This is a genomic window from Peribacillus sp. 05N428 (genome assembly GCF_056397085.1).
The window spans coordinates 1-15,850 of the sequence record NZ_JBFTMS010000024.1; the positions used below are offsets into that span (position 1 = coordinate 1).

At 40.6% G+C, this 15,850-nt stretch carries 14 protein-coding genes and 2 pseudogenes; 1 reads left to right on the forward strand and 15 read right to left on the reverse strand.

Annotated elements, in window-relative coordinates:
* Positions 1-283: 283 nt before the first annotated feature.
* The 13 genes and pseudogenes from AC1DIV_RS19795 to AC1DIV_RS19855 all read right to left on the reverse strand — a co-directional run bounded on the left by AC1DIV_RS19795 (position 284) and on the right by AC1DIV_RS19855 (position 11,837).
* Complete coding sequence (locus AC1DIV_RS19795) at positions 284-925, reverse strand: HAD hydrolase-like protein (RefSeq protein WP_477577198.1); 642 nt, start codon at positions 923-925, stop codon at positions 284-286.
* Between the two features lie 85 nt (positions 926-1,010).
* A complete protein-coding gene (locus tag AC1DIV_RS19800) occupies positions 1,011-2,054 on the reverse strand; it encodes a serine hydrolase domain-containing protein (RefSeq protein WP_477577200.1) in 1,044 nt (347 codons plus the stop codon).
* 178 nt (positions 2,055-2,232) lie between these two features.
* A pseudogene (locus AC1DIV_RS19805) lies at positions 2,233-2,340 on the reverse strand (MarR family transcriptional regulator); the annotation flags it as partial.
* On the reverse strand, positions 2,336-2,557 hold the full coding sequence (locus tag AC1DIV_RS19810) for an aldehyde dehydrogenase family protein (RefSeq protein WP_477577202.1): 222 nt from the start codon (positions 2,555-2,557) through the stop codon (positions 2,336-2,338). The gene AC1DIV_RS19810 and the pseudogene AC1DIV_RS19805, both read right to left, overlap by 5 nt.
* A 50-nt stretch (positions 2,558-2,607) precedes the next feature.
* Positions 2,608-3,396 carry an N-acyl homoserine lactonase family protein gene (locus tag AC1DIV_RS19815; RefSeq protein WP_477577204.1) on the reverse strand — a complete coding sequence of 263 codons (789 nt, stop codon included), beginning with the start codon at positions 3,394-3,396 and terminating at the stop codon, positions 2,608-2,610.
* A gap of 85 nt (positions 3,397-3,481) precedes the next feature.
* A complete protein-coding gene (locus AC1DIV_RS19820) occupies positions 3,482-5,101 on the reverse strand; it encodes a class I adenylate-forming enzyme family protein (RefSeq protein WP_477577205.1) in 1,620 nt (539 codons plus the stop codon).
* A gap of 126 nt (positions 5,102-5,227) precedes the next feature.
* A complete protein-coding gene (locus AC1DIV_RS19825) occupies positions 5,228-5,995 on the reverse strand; it encodes an enoyl-CoA hydratase-related protein (protein WP_477577207.1) in 768 nt (255 codons plus the stop codon).
* Between the two features lie 58 nt (positions 5,996-6,053).
* The gene (locus AC1DIV_RS19830) at positions 6,054-7,232 is read right to left on the reverse strand and encodes an acyl-CoA dehydrogenase family protein (RefSeq protein WP_095396471.1); all 1,179 of its coding nucleotides are present in this window, start codon (positions 7,230-7,232) and stop codon (positions 6,054-6,056) included.
* Between the two features lie 75 nt (positions 7,233-7,307).
* Complete coding sequence (locus AC1DIV_RS19835) at positions 7,308-7,901, reverse strand: TetR/AcrR family transcriptional regulator (protein ID WP_375564498.1); 594 nt, start codon at positions 7,899-7,901, stop codon at positions 7,308-7,310.
* A gap of 158 nt (positions 7,902-8,059) precedes the next feature.
* A complete protein-coding gene (locus tag AC1DIV_RS19840; protein WP_477577209.1) occupies positions 8,060-8,632 on the reverse strand; it encodes an NUDIX domain-containing protein in 573 nt (190 codons plus the stop codon).
* Positions 8,633-8,830: 198 nt separating this feature from the next.
* The gene (locus AC1DIV_RS19845; RefSeq protein ID WP_477577211.1) at positions 8,831-9,031 is read right to left on the reverse strand and encodes a tautomerase family protein; all 201 of its coding nucleotides are present in this window, start codon (positions 9,029-9,031) and stop codon (positions 8,831-8,833) included.
* Between the two features lie 14 nt (positions 9,032-9,045).
* On the reverse strand, positions 9,046-9,993 hold the full coding sequence (locus tag AC1DIV_RS19850) for an alpha/beta hydrolase (RefSeq protein ID WP_477577213.1): 948 nt from the start codon (positions 9,991-9,993) through the stop codon (positions 9,046-9,048).
* 143 nt (positions 9,994-10,136) lie between these two features.
* Entirely contained in the window at positions 10,137-11,837 is a 1,701-nt protein-coding gene (locus tag AC1DIV_RS19855) for a flavin-containing monooxygenase (protein WP_477577215.1), read from the reverse strand.
* Positions 11,838-13,401: 1,564 nt separating this feature from the next.
* Between AC1DIV_RS19855 and ftsZ the strand changes: the two genes are divergently transcribed.
* Positions 13,402-14,556, forward strand: a complete 1,155-nt coding sequence (gene ftsZ / locus AC1DIV_RS19860) for a cell division protein FtsZ (protein WP_477577217.1) — start codon at positions 13,402-13,404, stop codon at positions 14,554-14,556.
* Positions 14,557-14,841: 285 nt separating this feature from the next.
* On the opposite strand, the pseudogene lhgO reads toward ftsZ, so the two are convergent.
* Together lhgO and AC1DIV_RS19870 are read right to left on the reverse strand one after the other, a co-directional pair.
* A pseudogene (lhgO, locus tag AC1DIV_RS19865) lies at positions 14,842-15,479 on the reverse strand (L-2-hydroxyglutarate oxidase); the annotation flags it as partial.
* Positions 15,434-15,679, reverse strand: coding sequence for a hypothetical protein (locus AC1DIV_RS19870; RefSeq protein WP_477577218.1), 246 nt, complete (start codon positions 15,677-15,679; stop codon positions 15,434-15,436). The pseudogene lhgO and the gene AC1DIV_RS19870, both read right to left, overlap by 46 nt.
* Positions 15,680-15,850 lie beyond the last annotated feature (171 nt).

Genomic DNA, 15,850 nt, shown 5'->3' on the forward strand with positions numbered 1-15,850 from the left:
CCTGTTCGTCGAGCCAAGATTTTATTCCACGCTTCCTCCAGCCCTTACCTCACGATAAGTACCTTGCGCTTCCTTAGTGGTTGGTCGATGTGTACCCCCACAGTGGACTTTCACCACCTAGATAGATGCCATGCCTGGCACACAAGAAAGAGCTGCCTTAAAGACAGCCCCGATCTTCAGCTAACGCACCCGTAGTTCATTAAGGCTGGTTTTTCACTTGAATATGAATGTATGAGAATGCAAGAATCGTATTTCAGGCCGCCAATTGGCGGCGTTTTAGAATTTAAACTAACTCTAAGATTTCTTTGAAATTATTCACTACAAAATCTGCTTGTTTTAATTCATCTTCTTGAGCAAAGTCAAAGTTCACACCAACGGCAATAAGTTCATTATCCTTAGCAGCAGATATATCTGAAGACCGGTCTCCGACAACGTAACCTTTTCCTATTTGATTTTTATTTTTAACCATTTGCACTAAATCTGACTTATGCCCAGATTTAATTAGTTGGATACTATATGTATTTTGAATAAATCTATCCAAATTATAAGCTTCTACAATTGCTTGTAAATATTCTATCTGTCCATTGCTGGCAATAAATAAGGGATACTTTTTACTTAACTCATTTAATGTACTCTCCACATCAGCATATAATGCACCTTTTTGTGCTTGGATTAGTTCTATAAGCTTTTTATGAAAAATCTCATTGCTCTTTACTCGTATTTCTAGTGAGTGGTTTGGGCAAAGTGTTTGCCATACAACCGGTAGAGGTACACCCATGATTTCCCTATATTTTTCAATCGGTGTTTTTGTATCCCATAAATTTTCTTTTCGTAGTACATCAAATGTTTCTTCTAGGGCAGGTTCTAAAATTAAATTTGTTTGAAATAAGGTTCCATCCATATCAAAAATAATTGCTTTACTCATTGAAATTTCATCCTCTCCCTATCTCTCATCTTTAAAAAACGCTGCCTTAAAGACAGCTCCGTTCTTCAGGTTTAAGTACATTTCTTCACAATCCAGAAGCGTAGGAATCATATATTTCACCAATGATCCCTTTCAATTGATGGACACCTAAATCTGTATTTGTCATTATGACTAATCCTTTTTCTAAATAGGGATATGCAACCATCATACATTGAAAGCCCACTCCCCAACCAAGCGATGAAATTTCTAGTTCTCCTTTTGAATCATCTAAAAACCCCCCTAGTCCAGTCCACTCTTTACAACCTTGGGAGGTTATCAGTTCTTTTGCTTTACTTACAGAAAGTCCAATCTTACTTTTACCTTTTAAAGAATTAATTAATTCAATAACCAAAATGGATAAATCTAAAGGTGTTGTCCATAGCCCTGACGCAGCTTGATAGGGGTATATAGCATATTTTCCATCAACTAATTCTCCACTTTTTTTATGACCACAAGAAAAGTTATCACTTTTCTCTTCTGAAATAGTCATTGCTAATGAACTGTTGTGCATTTTTAATGGTTGAAATATTAGTTCGTCCATTATTTCTTCGAAACGTTTACCAGTCACATCTTCTAAAAGTAGTTGTATTATACAATAGCCTGCATCTGAATATTGAAAGTCGCTCTTAGGTTCATAGTTCACTTGAATAGGTGCTTTACAATAGGGTGTGTGTCCCTTTAATAGGTCAACGATTGAGGGAATACTGTCATTCGAATTAAGTTCCATAAAACTATCTTCAGGGTCTATAATTCCAGATTGATGACTAAGCAAGTTTCTTAATGTAACATATTGGTTTTCCGTAAATTTATTATCAGGAACTTTCCACGAGGTTAGCTTTTTGTTTATATCCTCATCTAAATCAACAAGACCTTGTTCAGTTAGTAGCAAAACAAGCGTCCCGGTTAAGAACTTACTAATCGAACAAGCACTAAAAATAGAATTACTATTTACAATTTTAGTCGTTCCTGCCTCAAGTAAACCATAGTGTTCTGCCATACTAATTTGAGCTTTATTAATTACTGCAATGCTCAAACCATTTACATTATGATAATCCATACGCTCTTTAATGCTTATATTAGTAATTCCCATCTAACCCCTCCGTTTTTATAACATTATTTTACCATTAGTGGGGATATACGGTGTGTTTTATTTCCTATGCTTGTGCAGCTAACCTGCCCCTTTAGTTCTATAACAAAAATATGAAAAAGACTGCCACTTTTGGCAGTCAGATATTTAAGTAGAGCACCTTTCTTTTAATTAACTGGTGTTAAAAGGTAATTAGTTTTTCCTTAAATTCTCCTAAAACTTCCTTTCGTTTTTCATAGTCTTTAGTATCTGCCTCTTCCCAAAGCTCAAGGTCTGCACCCCGTTCAATAGTGAAATTCTTCACATCCTGTGTCCATAAAATATTCGGAGTTATTTTCCAGGCGTATCACTTCGTCTAAATCTTTAAATGGCATGGCAGCTAGAATAGGACCAAAGATTTCCTCTTTAGGTACCTTCATCTCATCATTTACATCAGCAAAGATCGTCGGATCTATAAAAGAACCATCTCCTTGACCATAAAATTCTGAGAAGTGTGAGACTATCAATCGCTCACACTTCTTGCTGGTATTGGTAAAACTTGTACTGGCTTATTTAATTAATCTGCCCATTCACCGTTACGTGGGAATTCTGCAAAATCTTTGGGATCATGTGTAAAATAGACCGGTACACCCGCATTTTCCAGGAGGCGGATTCTCATGTAAGAATCGGATAGGACTTCTGCATTCCAATCATAAGGCATTGGGGCCATATTTTGATAGGTTTCTTTGAGATGGGCTGTATCAGCAGCAAGACATACAGGACCTCGATTCTCCAATTTAATAATCATAGCTTGGTGTCCAGGGGTGTGTCCAGGAGTAGTGATCAGTTTAATGGTTCCATCTTGAAATAAATCCACGTCACCATTAAGCTGTAAGAAATTAAATCCTCTAGTATCCTTATAATCATTAATACAATAAACTAAACTTGTCCATGAATCGGGCCACCATGCATAACGGAGTTCGCTCTTTTGCACTACGAAGGTTGCGTTTGGAAAATGGCACATTCCTCCCGCATGATCAAGATGCAAATGAGATAGGATCACATGTTTTACATCATCCAATTTATACCCCAGTTTTATTAACTGACGATCAATCGCATCTTCGCGTGTCATATTGCAGCCGAATGCCTCGCGCATTCCTGGGCCCCAATACTTTACCGCTGCTTCAGGGTCAGCAACATTATAATTAATCCCCGTGTCGTACAGAATGACTCCTTGTTTTGGGTGTTCAATAATATATACACTTGATGGTACATCTATTATTCCGTTCGCCCCAGTCATTAATATTCCCTTGTCAATTGCCAAAGGACCACAATCAACCGCTGTTACTCTTACTCCTGTACCCATCATACTACCTCCCATAATTTTATTTTTTTTGAAAACGTAAACGATTACTGCTTTTTTGATCACTTAACCCTAACCGTTTTATCTTCTACTTGTTATCGCTTCCAATTTTCTCTACTCTTTTTCTTAGTTCTGTTTTGAGCACTTTACCCATGGGGTTCCTTGGCAAGGCCTCGATGATTTCAATGTCCCTCGGAACCTTAAAATCTGCCAAACGTTCATGGCAAAACGTGATAATTTCTTCTGTTCTGACGGATTTTGCTTCACGAAATACGATAAAGGCTTTAATGTCTTCTCCTAACTTCTTATGTGGTTTAGCCACCACCGCAACCTCCAAGACGGCTGGATGCTGGTACAGGCAATTTTCCACTTCCTGGCTTGAAATGTTGAACCCGCCTCGGATAACCATATCCTTTTTACGATCGACATGATAGATGAATCCATCTTCATCACGATAAACTAAATCCCCGCTATACACCCAGTTGTCGCGAAGGGTTTCCTTGGTTGCCTTGTCATTCTTGAGATATCCCCTCATGTTGGCTGGAGAACGATAACATATTTCTCCAATCATATTCGGGCCTACCTCCTGATCCTTTTCATCGACAATCTTGACTTCAATTAATGGCATGGCTTTGCCGACAGATCCCAATTTTTCCAGTGCATATTCACCGGTTAGGCAGGTTCCGGTAGGTCCTGCTTCCGTCAAACCATATGTCTGTCGCAATTCAATGCCAGGAAAATTCTTTAATAAATCCAATATGACCTGTTTTGGCATCGGAGCCCCACCATAATCGAGTAATCTCAGAGAGGTCAACTGATAGCTGGGTACCTTTCCAGACTCCAGGATAAAGGTGTAAACAGCAGGGACCCCTACATAAACAGTTGTTTTTTCCGCTTCAATAGTGCTTAACGTTTCTTCTACATCGAATTTGCGATCAAGCACCATAGTTGCCCCATAGAAGAGAACGGACAGTAAATTAAAATGGGAACCTGAACTAGTAAAAAAAGGAAATGCACTCTGGTACACATCTTTCTCAGATAATCCCAGTGCTCCTCCCACAGAATAGCCGGTGGCCACAGCACTCGCATGGGTATGTATAACACCTTTAGGATGTGCGGTTGTTCCCGAAGTATAAAGTATATCAGCATCATCATTTTCCTCTACTAATATGGAAGGAGAAAAATAGATTCGATCTTCAATAAGGTTCTGAAAAGAATAGATTTGAATAACAGCATTTGAAGAGGAAGACTCTAGCGGTAGCACATCTGTGACAATGATACGACGAAGATTAGGACATTCTTTAGCGATTCTCTGTACTTTAGGAAGAAGGTTTGCAGAAGTAATAACGGTTGATGCTTCACAGTGCTCAAGAATGTACTTCAATTCAGGCTCAGAATATCTAGTGTTAATTGGGACATTGATCGCGCCGATTTTGTGAGCAGCATACAAACTGAGAATGCATTCTATTCCTTGCTCGTTATCCATAAAGATGGCAATCCGTTCTCCTTTTTGGATTTTAAGCTCATAAAATGAGGCAGCCAACAGATCAGTTAATTGGTTTAATTCCGCATAACTCAGTCGCATTTTCTTTCTTTTTATTCCACTCCAGGCAACTACAGCCGTCTTATTAGGATTTTTTTCGGCATGGCACCTCAAGAATTGTGGAATTGTCCGATGCTGAAAAAATGATGGCAGCGGCAGGCTCATTCACACTCCTCCTTAATCTAATGGGTAAATAACTTAATAGACCGACTTTATTACTCTACTAAATTTAATTTTTATTACCCTGGTTTCATTGACTTACATGAAACTGGCACTTCAACACACCTAATTCTATCTGCCATTAAATATTGGATCTCGTTTATCAAAGAATGCCCGAACAGCTTCTTTTGAATCTTCATAGCCTGATAGTTCACTGGATAAGCCCTGCTCATACTTATAACCCTCTTTCAAGTCCATATATTCAATAGTGTTCAGACTTTTTTTGGCCATTTTGATTGCAATTGGACTCTTTTTTGCAATTTTTCTAGCTACTTCAAGCGTGGCTTCTAACAATTCTTCTTTTGGAACCACTTTCAACACCGCTCCATATTCCTTCATTTCACTAGCCGACATTGGTTCTCCAGTATAATGCATGTAACGAACAACCATCTGTGGAACAAGCCTGGATAGGTGCTTCGCTCCACCCATAACCCCTACATTGATTTCCGGAAGACTAAAGGTAGCATTTTCCGAAGCCACCAAGATGTCACATACTGCAGCATAGGCGAGTCCTGTTCCAGGGGCGTGGCCATTGATTGCACCTATAACCGGAACTCTGCTGTCATAAACAGACCAAAAACTTTCACGTACCTTCTTCATTCTTTCATCCGCATTTTCAGGTTTCATGGTTAAAAATTCATTCAAATCATTTCCGGCGATAAAGGCTTTTTCACCTTCTGCTCGGAATACAACTACTCGGATATCATCTCGTTCATTAATGGAATGAAAGGTATCAGTGATTTCCTGGTAGGCCTGTGCATTAATCGCATTAACCGGCGGGCGGTTCACTGTGACGACCCCAATGTGATCTTCCTTCACTTCCAACGTAACAAATTCCATTTACTAATCCCTCCTAATCATCCTTTTTATCGTCCCTGTTTTATTGTAATAATTGGTTTTATTGCAATAATTGATGAGCAATAACCACTCGCTGAATTTGGTTGGTTCCTTCTACAATTTGTAGAAGTTTTGCCTGCCTGAAGTAACGCTCTGTAGGGAACTCTTTCATATATCCAACTCCGCCAAGCAGCTGTATCGCATCTGTGGTTACTTTCATAGCTGTATCGGTGGCAAAACATTTGGCCATTGCGCCAAACAACGCGCCCCCCGGTTCCCCCCGATCAATGACTGAAGCAGACTTGTAAACCAACTGCCTTGCCGCCTCTATTTGCATGGCCATGTCTGCCATCATCCATTGAAGTCCCTGGAATTGAGAGATTGATTTACCGAATTGCTTTCTTTCCTTTGTATAGGCAATGGCCGCATCCAGTGCCCCTTGCGCCAATCCAACCCCAATTACTCCTACAAGAGGTCGCGTCTTGTCAAGTGTCTTCATGGCAATTGTGAAACCGTCACCTTCATCACCCAATCTGTTCTCTGCCGGAACAACCACATTTTCAAAGTAAACTTCACAGGAGGTAAGTGCCCGGAAACCCATTTTATTTTCTTTTTTGCCGATTATAACCCCCGGCGCCTTTTTATCAATAACGAAAGCGCTTACACCTTTTGCCCCTTTGGAGGTATCTGTTTTGGCAAAGACGCATATTAAATCGGCAATGTCAGCATAGGAAATGAATCGTTTGACACCATTCAGGATATAGTTCTGGCCGTCAAAATCTGCTTTGGTTCTCATTGAAGCAACATCAGAACCCGCTTCTGGTTCGGTCAAGGCAAAAGAAACTCTTGAGTCACCACTTGAAATTTTAGGAAGAAAACGCCGTTTTTGCTCTTCATTACCACCAACCACAATGGGCATTGCACCCAATTCCTGGGTTGTGGGAACCATAGCTGTGTTGACACAGACCTTAGCCAGTTCCTCCATAGCCACACACATCGTCAGCAAGCTTCCTCCGCCTCCGTTATATGTCGTTTCATACGGCAGCCCCATAATTCCCTGTTTATTCATCATCTGCACCAATTCATCCGGGTAATGGCCGCTTTCTTCAATTTCTTCCGCTAGAGGAGCAACCTTTTCTTCAGCAAACCGGCTGACGCTTTGCCTAATCATCTCTTGTTCTTCAGACAATGAATAGCTTTGTCTGATTATCTCTTGTTCCTCTGACAATTGATAGCTCATCCTACTACCTCCATGTAAATCAAGTTTTATTTTATATCAAGTATTTCGGGGAGTGGAAAGACCTAAATCATTACATCAAGATTTCCCAATACCATTTTTAATAAAGGAAACCAATTCATCTATGAATTCATCCGTAATTTCCCGCTGTTCCCACAGCACCCATTTCATTCCTACATAATCCGTTATCCCCATGAGGCTGTATACAAGAAGCTCTGGATTGTATGACTTTATTTCTCCTTTTTCCATGGAACTTCGAAGACCGCTTATATACCCTTTTGAAAAGGTTTCGAAATAGCTTCGGTGAAGCTCCTCATCAACAAATTCAGCCTGCCGGAATATTCGGTATAAATACTTATGCTCTTGCAAGAAATGAAAGAAGATGCGAAAGCCTGCTCTTTCCAACTCGATTCGGTCCGTGATCTCGTTTGTACCCATTTTAATTGCTCTTCTCATACCTTTTTGCATGCTCATTACCAATTCTCTGAATATATCTTCCTTCGATTCAAAATAAGTATAAAAAGTTCCCATTGACACTTCCGCCTGATGAGTGATGTCTACAATTCCCGCCTGATAAAATCCTTTTTCTCCAAAGACAATTTCAGCTGCGTCCAGAAGTTTTTGCCTAGTCTTCATGCCTTTTTGAGTTCTAGGCTCCAAATTTTTTTCCATGATGTCACTCTTTTCATAAAACTTGAAATATGATTCAAGTTTTATTTTTATATTAACAACTACCTGTATAAACGTCAATTAATTATCTGAACATTTGTATTATTTTTAAGAAATATTCTGGAAAGGTATACATTCATTAATTAAATAGAAGAGCATTTTTATAAGCGCTGTACTTGATACAGCTCGTAACCAGGTAAAGAATGAATAGGCTTCGGATCGGAAATTAAGCCGTATGATGATTTTTTAAATGCAATATGGGCCAGCCGGCGAGTCAATTCGGCAACATTCATCGATTCCATCTCGTCCAGACTATAAAACCCAGCACCATCTACTTCAACGTTATCCGCCTGTGGATTTCCTTCTATATAATCCATCAAAAAAGCAAGGTAAACATTGTGGACCTTACTAGGTAAATCCCCAAGTGCGATAATGCCGTTTACCGAAGAAATTATTCCTGTTTCCTCCTTTACTTCCCGGATAATCGTTTTCTCAATAGACTCATACTGTTCGATATAGCCTCCTGGATTCGTCCATAAGCCTTTGCCTGGTTCCTGGAATCGACGAACGAGGAGAATTTTTTCATCTTTTATAATAAGTGCACCAACACCGATACTGTAATTTCCCCAAAGGATAAATCTGCAGCTAGAGTTAGTACATTCTTTCCGATTAACCCCTCCAATGTTAAGGTTCTCCAAAGGGTGGCCACATGACAAACAATACCGTGCTTCCATTTGATATTCCCCTTTTATCCTTATGAAAATTTAATAAGGTGTTATGTGTTAGTTGGCTTAAATAAAACAAGCATTTATTATAGCATTCAAAAGTAGCACCCCCGGAAAACGATCAATTATGCTAATTCCCGGGGATTGGATTGACCATAATACTTATTTCAATACTATCTATCTCTTGTTCAATAAAGTTATCAGTTTTTATTTTGAATTCTGCTGAATGCTCTGAATGGACCTTCCTCCGATTCCCCAATTCTCCCGATTCACTTCCTGAACCACCACAAAAGTAGACTCCGGTTTGCTTCCAAACACCTCCTCCATCACCTTTGTTACACCGTTAATAACCTGTTCCTTTTGTTCATTTGATGCTCCTGTTAAAATCTGAACACTTATATATGGCATATTTTTGAGCCCTCCTATTTAAGGTATGTTAATGAAAATACCCTTTTCAAGGAACTTGATACTTCCTCTATCAATTCCTTCCCTTGATCAAGCACGCCACCCAGAATGAAGAATCCATGAATCGTATCATCATAACAATGATACTTTACTTTTACTCCTGCATCTTTCAACCGGTTTGCATAGGCCTCTCCTTCATCACGTAGAGGATCATAACCTGCTGTTACCACTAGCGCATCGGGCAAACCATTTAAATTATCCGCCAGAAGAGGCGTGGCGTAGATGCTTTTCTTCTCTTTTTCCGACCGGAAATAGTGTTTTTCAAAATATTTCATGTCCCCTTGAGAGAGAAAGTAACCCTCAGCAAATTGATGTCTGGAGGGGTAATCACTTGAAAAATCTGTACATGGATACAAAAGCGCCTGGAAGCTAATGGATGGCCCACTTTGCTCCTGAGCCATTAAACAGACAACTGCAGCAAGGCCGCCGCCCGCACTATCTCCGGCTACAGCGATTCGTTGCGTGTCCCCGCCGAAAGAATGGGCTTCTTCGGCCGCCCATTTAACAGCAGCATAGGCATCTTCCGCCGCGGTGGGAAATGGATGTTCAGGCGCCAACCTGTAGTCCACTGAAACTACAATACACCTAGCAGCGTTCGTTATTGCTCGCAGAGGAGCATCGACCATTTCTAAGTCGCCGAATACAAAACCACCACCATGAAAATAAACGAGTACCGGAAAAATGCCTTCGCCCTCTGGAGTATAAATACGGACCTTAATCTCTCCATCTTTAACAGGAATCAATTGCTCTTTAACACTGGATACCGATTGCGATGGAATTGTTACTCCAGGAACAATTTTTCGCATGGCGACTCGATTTTCTTCAGGTGAAAGCTGATGAAAGGCACGTGTACCCGTCGCAGCCATATTATCAAGAAAAGCTTTTGTTTTGGAATCAATTCCCATATAAACATCCTCCAAATCGCTTCATTTAAGGTTATGAGTGAGTGGGAAAAGTCCTATCCGCTATAAGATTCAGAGTAGACCATCCTTTTCCCCGCATTTTCTGACGTACAGTCAACCGGAGCTGTTAAAACAGGTTAATACGATTATTGATTCAAAAGAGCAGTTGATACCTGCTTTTTATGATCACTTAGTATGAAACCCTTATAGCCGTTTACCGCAGCAGCATTGCATTGTTTACTATAGTTTGGAAAACCGCCGATGTACATCAGACTGACACGTGGTTTGCCGGGTATGTTAGCCCCCATGTACCAGCTGTCAGCCTTAGGCAAGAGTGTTTTATTTGCCATCTCTGCGCTATGCTCCACCCACTCATTTTCAGCTTCAGCGCTTGGCTCGATGCACGTAAGATTGTGACGGTTCATGTATTCGATGCATTCGCCAAGCCATCGGCCTTGATATTCGGAAAGTAGTATAGGTTGGAAGAACGCACCTGGGCTTCCAGGGCCATCAAGCATGAAAAGATTTGGAAATTCCGCAATCATTAAGCCGAGATAATTACGCGGTCCATTTGCCCAATGCTCATTAAGAGTTAAGCCGTTTCTTCCCCTGATATCAATCCTTGTCATTGAGCCCGTCACAGCATCAAAACCTGTGGCAAATACGATTGTGTCCAACTTATACTCTTTACCTTCCACCACTACACCATTAGGGGTAATCTCTTCGATTGGCGAGTTCTTGACATCAACCAAGGTCACGTTGTCACGGTTAAACGTCTCTAAATAGCCGTTGTCGGCGACCAGTCGTTTCATCAAAATAGGGTAATCCTTCGGTATCAGTTTTTCTGCGACTTCAGAATCAGTAATCCTTTCACGCATTTTCTCCTGGAAGAACTCTACCAAAGTATCATTGGCCTCTTTCGTGGTAAATAAGTCAGGAAAAGAATTATAATAACTTAACCCACCAGATTGATATCTCATCTCATAATCGGCTTGCCTCTCCTCAGGTGATACTTCCATGGCTAACTTCTTGTTAGGATTAACTGGTTCGAAGTTCAGGGCTATATAGCCCCCAAAGGCTTTTCGCTCCGTTCTACGCCATTTTCCATAGTTCTCCTTCACTGACTGACTGTATTCCGGAGTCATTGGACAGTTCCTTAATGGAACGATATAGCCTGGAGTCCGTTGGAAGACGACCAGCTCATCCGCTTCCTTAGCGATCAGTGGGATGGTCTGAACGCCTGAGGAACCCGTGCCAATAACACCAACCCGCTGCCCTGAAAAGTCAACACCTTCATGAGGCCACTTGGCGGTATGATACTGCTTCCCCTTAAAGGTTTCGAGACCTTTGAAATTTGGTTTGTTTGGAGCGGACACAAACCCTGTAGCCATGATGCAGTATCTCGCCCTTACGTGGTCGCCGCGATCTGTTTGAATTATCCATTGGTTTGTCTCTTCGTCAAAAACAGCGGAGTTTACCCTCGTACTAAGCTGGATATCGCGGTTCAAGTCAAACCTGTCAGCGACATGATTAAAGTAACGCAGTACCTCTGCCTGTGATGGATACCGCTCAGACCACTTCCATTCCTGCTGGAGCTCATGCGAAAAAGAATAAGAGTATTCCACACTCTCGATATCAACCCTTGCTCCAGGATAACGGTTCCAATACCATGTGCCGCCGACACCGCCTGCCGCATCGTAGACTCGCACTGAAAACCCCCGTTCGTTCCGCAGATGATGAAGGGCATACAACCCTGCAAACCCAGCCCCGACGATAATGACATCGAAATCACAGACAGGCTCCTCACCGGATTTCTTAAAATGCTCTTGCAAATTGTCAAATGACATTTTCACGACCTCCTTTGGCTTTTTAAAAGCTTGCTTTTACACTAAAGTTTTCATTTGGAACATAAGAATCGTAATGTAAACCCTTTCATTTTTCATTAATAATACTGGGATGCAAACAAAAAATTTCTGCTGCGTTGAGGAATTTTGACATTTTTCATGCCTTTGAGGTTCTTGGTGACTACATTCGAGGTATTTTCAAGGTGTTTCTCTTTTCAAACAACTTGAAATATGATTCAAGTTTTATTTTTATTTATTTTAACAACGAGACCCTCTTCTGTCAACTAAGTTTCTGAATTTTCAATAAATTATAATATCATTAAATTTAAATTATTATTTTTACATAATAGAAGGCCAATAAATGTTACATTCGATTGATATGACATAAGAAATTACTTCACAGGTCATAAAGAAAAATTCCGAGCCGTTGGTTGCTGAACTATACCCCGAATAATGGACACGGTAAAAAAAGTCCCTTATTCCGGGGTTTTTCTATGTCCTCATACTAAAACCCGGAATAGGGAGATTTATAGTTCAACATTGTATTGAGACATCCTGTAAGCAAGGGTTTAAAGAGGTCGGGTTACATACGCCTGAGTTTATGAAAAGTACTATTTCTTTATATACTAAAATGAACTTTGAAAGAGTACCGGAGTTAGACTTTGAACCGGCTAATGATGGTATTACTGTGAGGGTTTAAATATTCGATTCCGCAATAAATATTACTTTAAGTTCCTGAATAAGGATACCCATCGAACGAGAGTCATGGAGGAAAACGGAAAAGAAGGATATCAATAACTCGAATACACTAAATACGGTATGCATCGCCCACTTTCATCCTTGGTGAAAATGGAAATGCCAAACAGAAAGAATAACTTAATATACTAAAAACCCCTAATTTCCTGGGGTTTTTTCATTGCTCGGACAGCTAGATCAGCGATTGTACCGACTAAACCTACAAGAGCAGTACTCAGAATCGTACTTCTTTTAGTTTTATCGATGTTTCGACTTCCACTTTGTTCCAACTCAATCCTTGAAAGTATAAAGTGCTTCTGTCAAATCCGGTTGTGACTTTGACCTCGCCTGGCTCTCTTCCCTTCATTATAGACATTTTATTAACGTGTTCTTTATCTTCTACATTATCGGTAATACGTGACCGCCTGTCAAAACACCGACTGAAACCTGAGGTCTAAAAACCTACCTGTTTCCAAAATCCCATAAAAGCACCGTCCCTTTTCCAATTTATTGTGTTATATGTACGCATCCGCCTATGAATGGGTTCATTTCTTCGCAAGTTTAGCTTATATTTAGTAAACAACAATCCTGGTAACCGATAAAAATGGGGTTTTATTCCGATGAATATGGGTAAAAAGAAACCGATGTTGACATAAAACAAAAAATAGCTTAGTTTATGAATCTTATACAGTAAAATGATCCTGCCTCCTAATCTACTAGAATAGACCATACAAAAAAAAATGAAAACTTCGAATAATATAAAGAAGTTCTTCGGGCACTTTTGAGTAGTGTCAAATAAAAGGCACTTTGGATGAATGGGGAGGAAATGATTATGATGGAATTTGATACAAATATAGACCAATCTGCCATGATTAAAGTCATCGGTATTGGCGGCGGGGGAAACAACGCTGTGAACCGTATGATCGAGGATGGCGTTGAGGGTGTAGAATTTATTGTCGTTAATACAGACGCACAAGCTCTTAATCAATCAAAAGCCGAAATCACGATGCAAATCGGTGGATCATTGACAAGAGGTTTAGGAGCAGGTGCAAATCCGGAAATAGGTAAAAGAGCTGTGGAAGAAAGCAAAGAGCAAATCCAAGAAGTGTTAAAAGGCGCAGACATGGTTTTTGTTACAGCCGGTATGGGCGGTGGTACAGGCACAGGGGCAGCGCCCGCTATTGCTGAAATCGCCCGTAAGCTTGGTGCCCTAACAATTGGGGTTGTAACGCGCCCTTTCACATTTGAAGGCGGCAAGCGTGCAGCAAACGCGGAAAGTGGAATTACCGCAATGAGGGAAGCGGTGGACACCTTAATTATTATTCCAAACGATCGCTTATTGGAGGTTGTAGATAAAAAAACACCCATGCTTGAAGCATTCCGTGAAGCGGATAGTGTTCTTCGCCGGGGTGTTCAAGGGATTTCCGATTTAATTGCTGTGCCAGGTTTAATCAACCTTGATTTTGCTGACGTGAAAACGGTCATGTCCCATAAAGGAACTGCATTAATGGGAATTGGTATGGCCAAAGGTATCGGCCGTGCTGCTGAAGCTGCGCAGCGAGCCATAAATAGTCCATTACTGGAAACTTCCATCAATGGAGCTCAAGGTGTTATCATGAACATAACTGGCGGCCACAATTTAAGTCTTTATGAAGTACAGGAGGCAGCCGAAATAGTTGCTTCTGCTTCGCACGAGGAATTAAATATGATTTTTGGTTCGGTGATTAACGAAAACTTAAAAGAAGAAATTATAGTAACTGTCATTGCCACTGGTTTCACTGAGCAAGAGGCTCCATTATTGCAAACGTCTTCCCAGCTATCAAAGGAAGAAATGTCTATTCCATATAAAAAGGAACAACGTATACTACGCGATTGGAACAACAGTGTAGAACCAGAACCGGTTCAAGATTATAGCCGACACTCGGAACAGCCAGAAGAATCTATGGATATTCCAGATTTCTTATCCAAACGGAAAAAACGATATTGATAAATTTAAACCTTCCATTACCATGAAGCCCTAAGTGTAGCTTTTGAATAAAGTTTGATAAAAACTAACCATCAAATCCTATATTATCAATATGAAAAGACAGTGTTTTATATCAAAGTTTGATATAAAAACTGTTCTTTTTTATTAGCATTATATTCGTATATGGAATCTTTCAGTAATGCCCACTTCTTATTTTTTTTAAAAAGAAATTGTCGAAGCTAATACACTTGTTATTTTTTTCGTCAGGCCCATTGGTCTAAGATCTGATGCCAGCAATGCGTTCGACTACAGCATTCCGATTTGAATGGATGCCGTTGCTGCCGGGGAAGGCGCATTACAAATATGGAGTGAGTTTTCTCCCTTAAAGATCGCAAAATCATCCACCATGCTTCCGTCTTGCATTAGAGCCTGCGCCCGAACCCGGCATGGGTTGGAATAATGTCTTTCTCCGTCAACTCCGGAATAAGACGTTGAAGGCTCTTCAAAAAGGCCTGCTTGCTGAAAGACCGGACATATTCTTTCATGCCCTCTTTCATATTGGGCATCGCCATCTTCCAGAAACCCGGATAAGTCAGGACCTCTAACAAATCCTTAACATTAATATCTGTCTTGTTATACTCCTCACGTTTAAAAGCCAATACCGCATTTGGCCCGGCATGATCCTCGCCGTTTATCATTCGCGTGAAGTGAACCCCGAGAAATGGAAATTCCGGATTTGGTACAGGATAAATCAAATGTTTCACTAGGTACCGTTTTTCTGGCGCCAGCTCATAATATTCACCTCCGAAGGGCACGATTTTAATACCCGTTTTCATGCCGGCCATTTTTGCCACTCTGTTACTTTGCAAACCGGGACAATTGATTAGAAAACGAGATTTTATTGTGCCACGGTTAGTCTCAATCGTGACTCCGTCTGCTTTTTCGCCTTCATGGCTTGGCTTGAGTTTCCCTTTTCTTTAATCCTTTTCAGAAAGTCCATGAACAAAATCACCAGTAAATCCTCGACCTTCAACTCTTCATCCATCAAGTATGAGGAAATGTCATGTAGGAATACCTCACCCCGGAAAATCTCCGACTCCTTTATTCGAAGGGTGATCTCTGCTCGTTTTTCTTCTGAGGTCACCCCAATTTTCTTCTTCCCTTTGCTCGAAAGAGAAAAGGTTGGTCGTCCAATACTTAATGAAGCACTTTCACATGTAATAAATCCGTTTGAAAAACGAGAAATAGAAACTGTCTTTCGGCCGGAAAGGTTCGGGTGTCCTACCGGCTGGGAGGTTAGCCGGCCTGCGCTGTT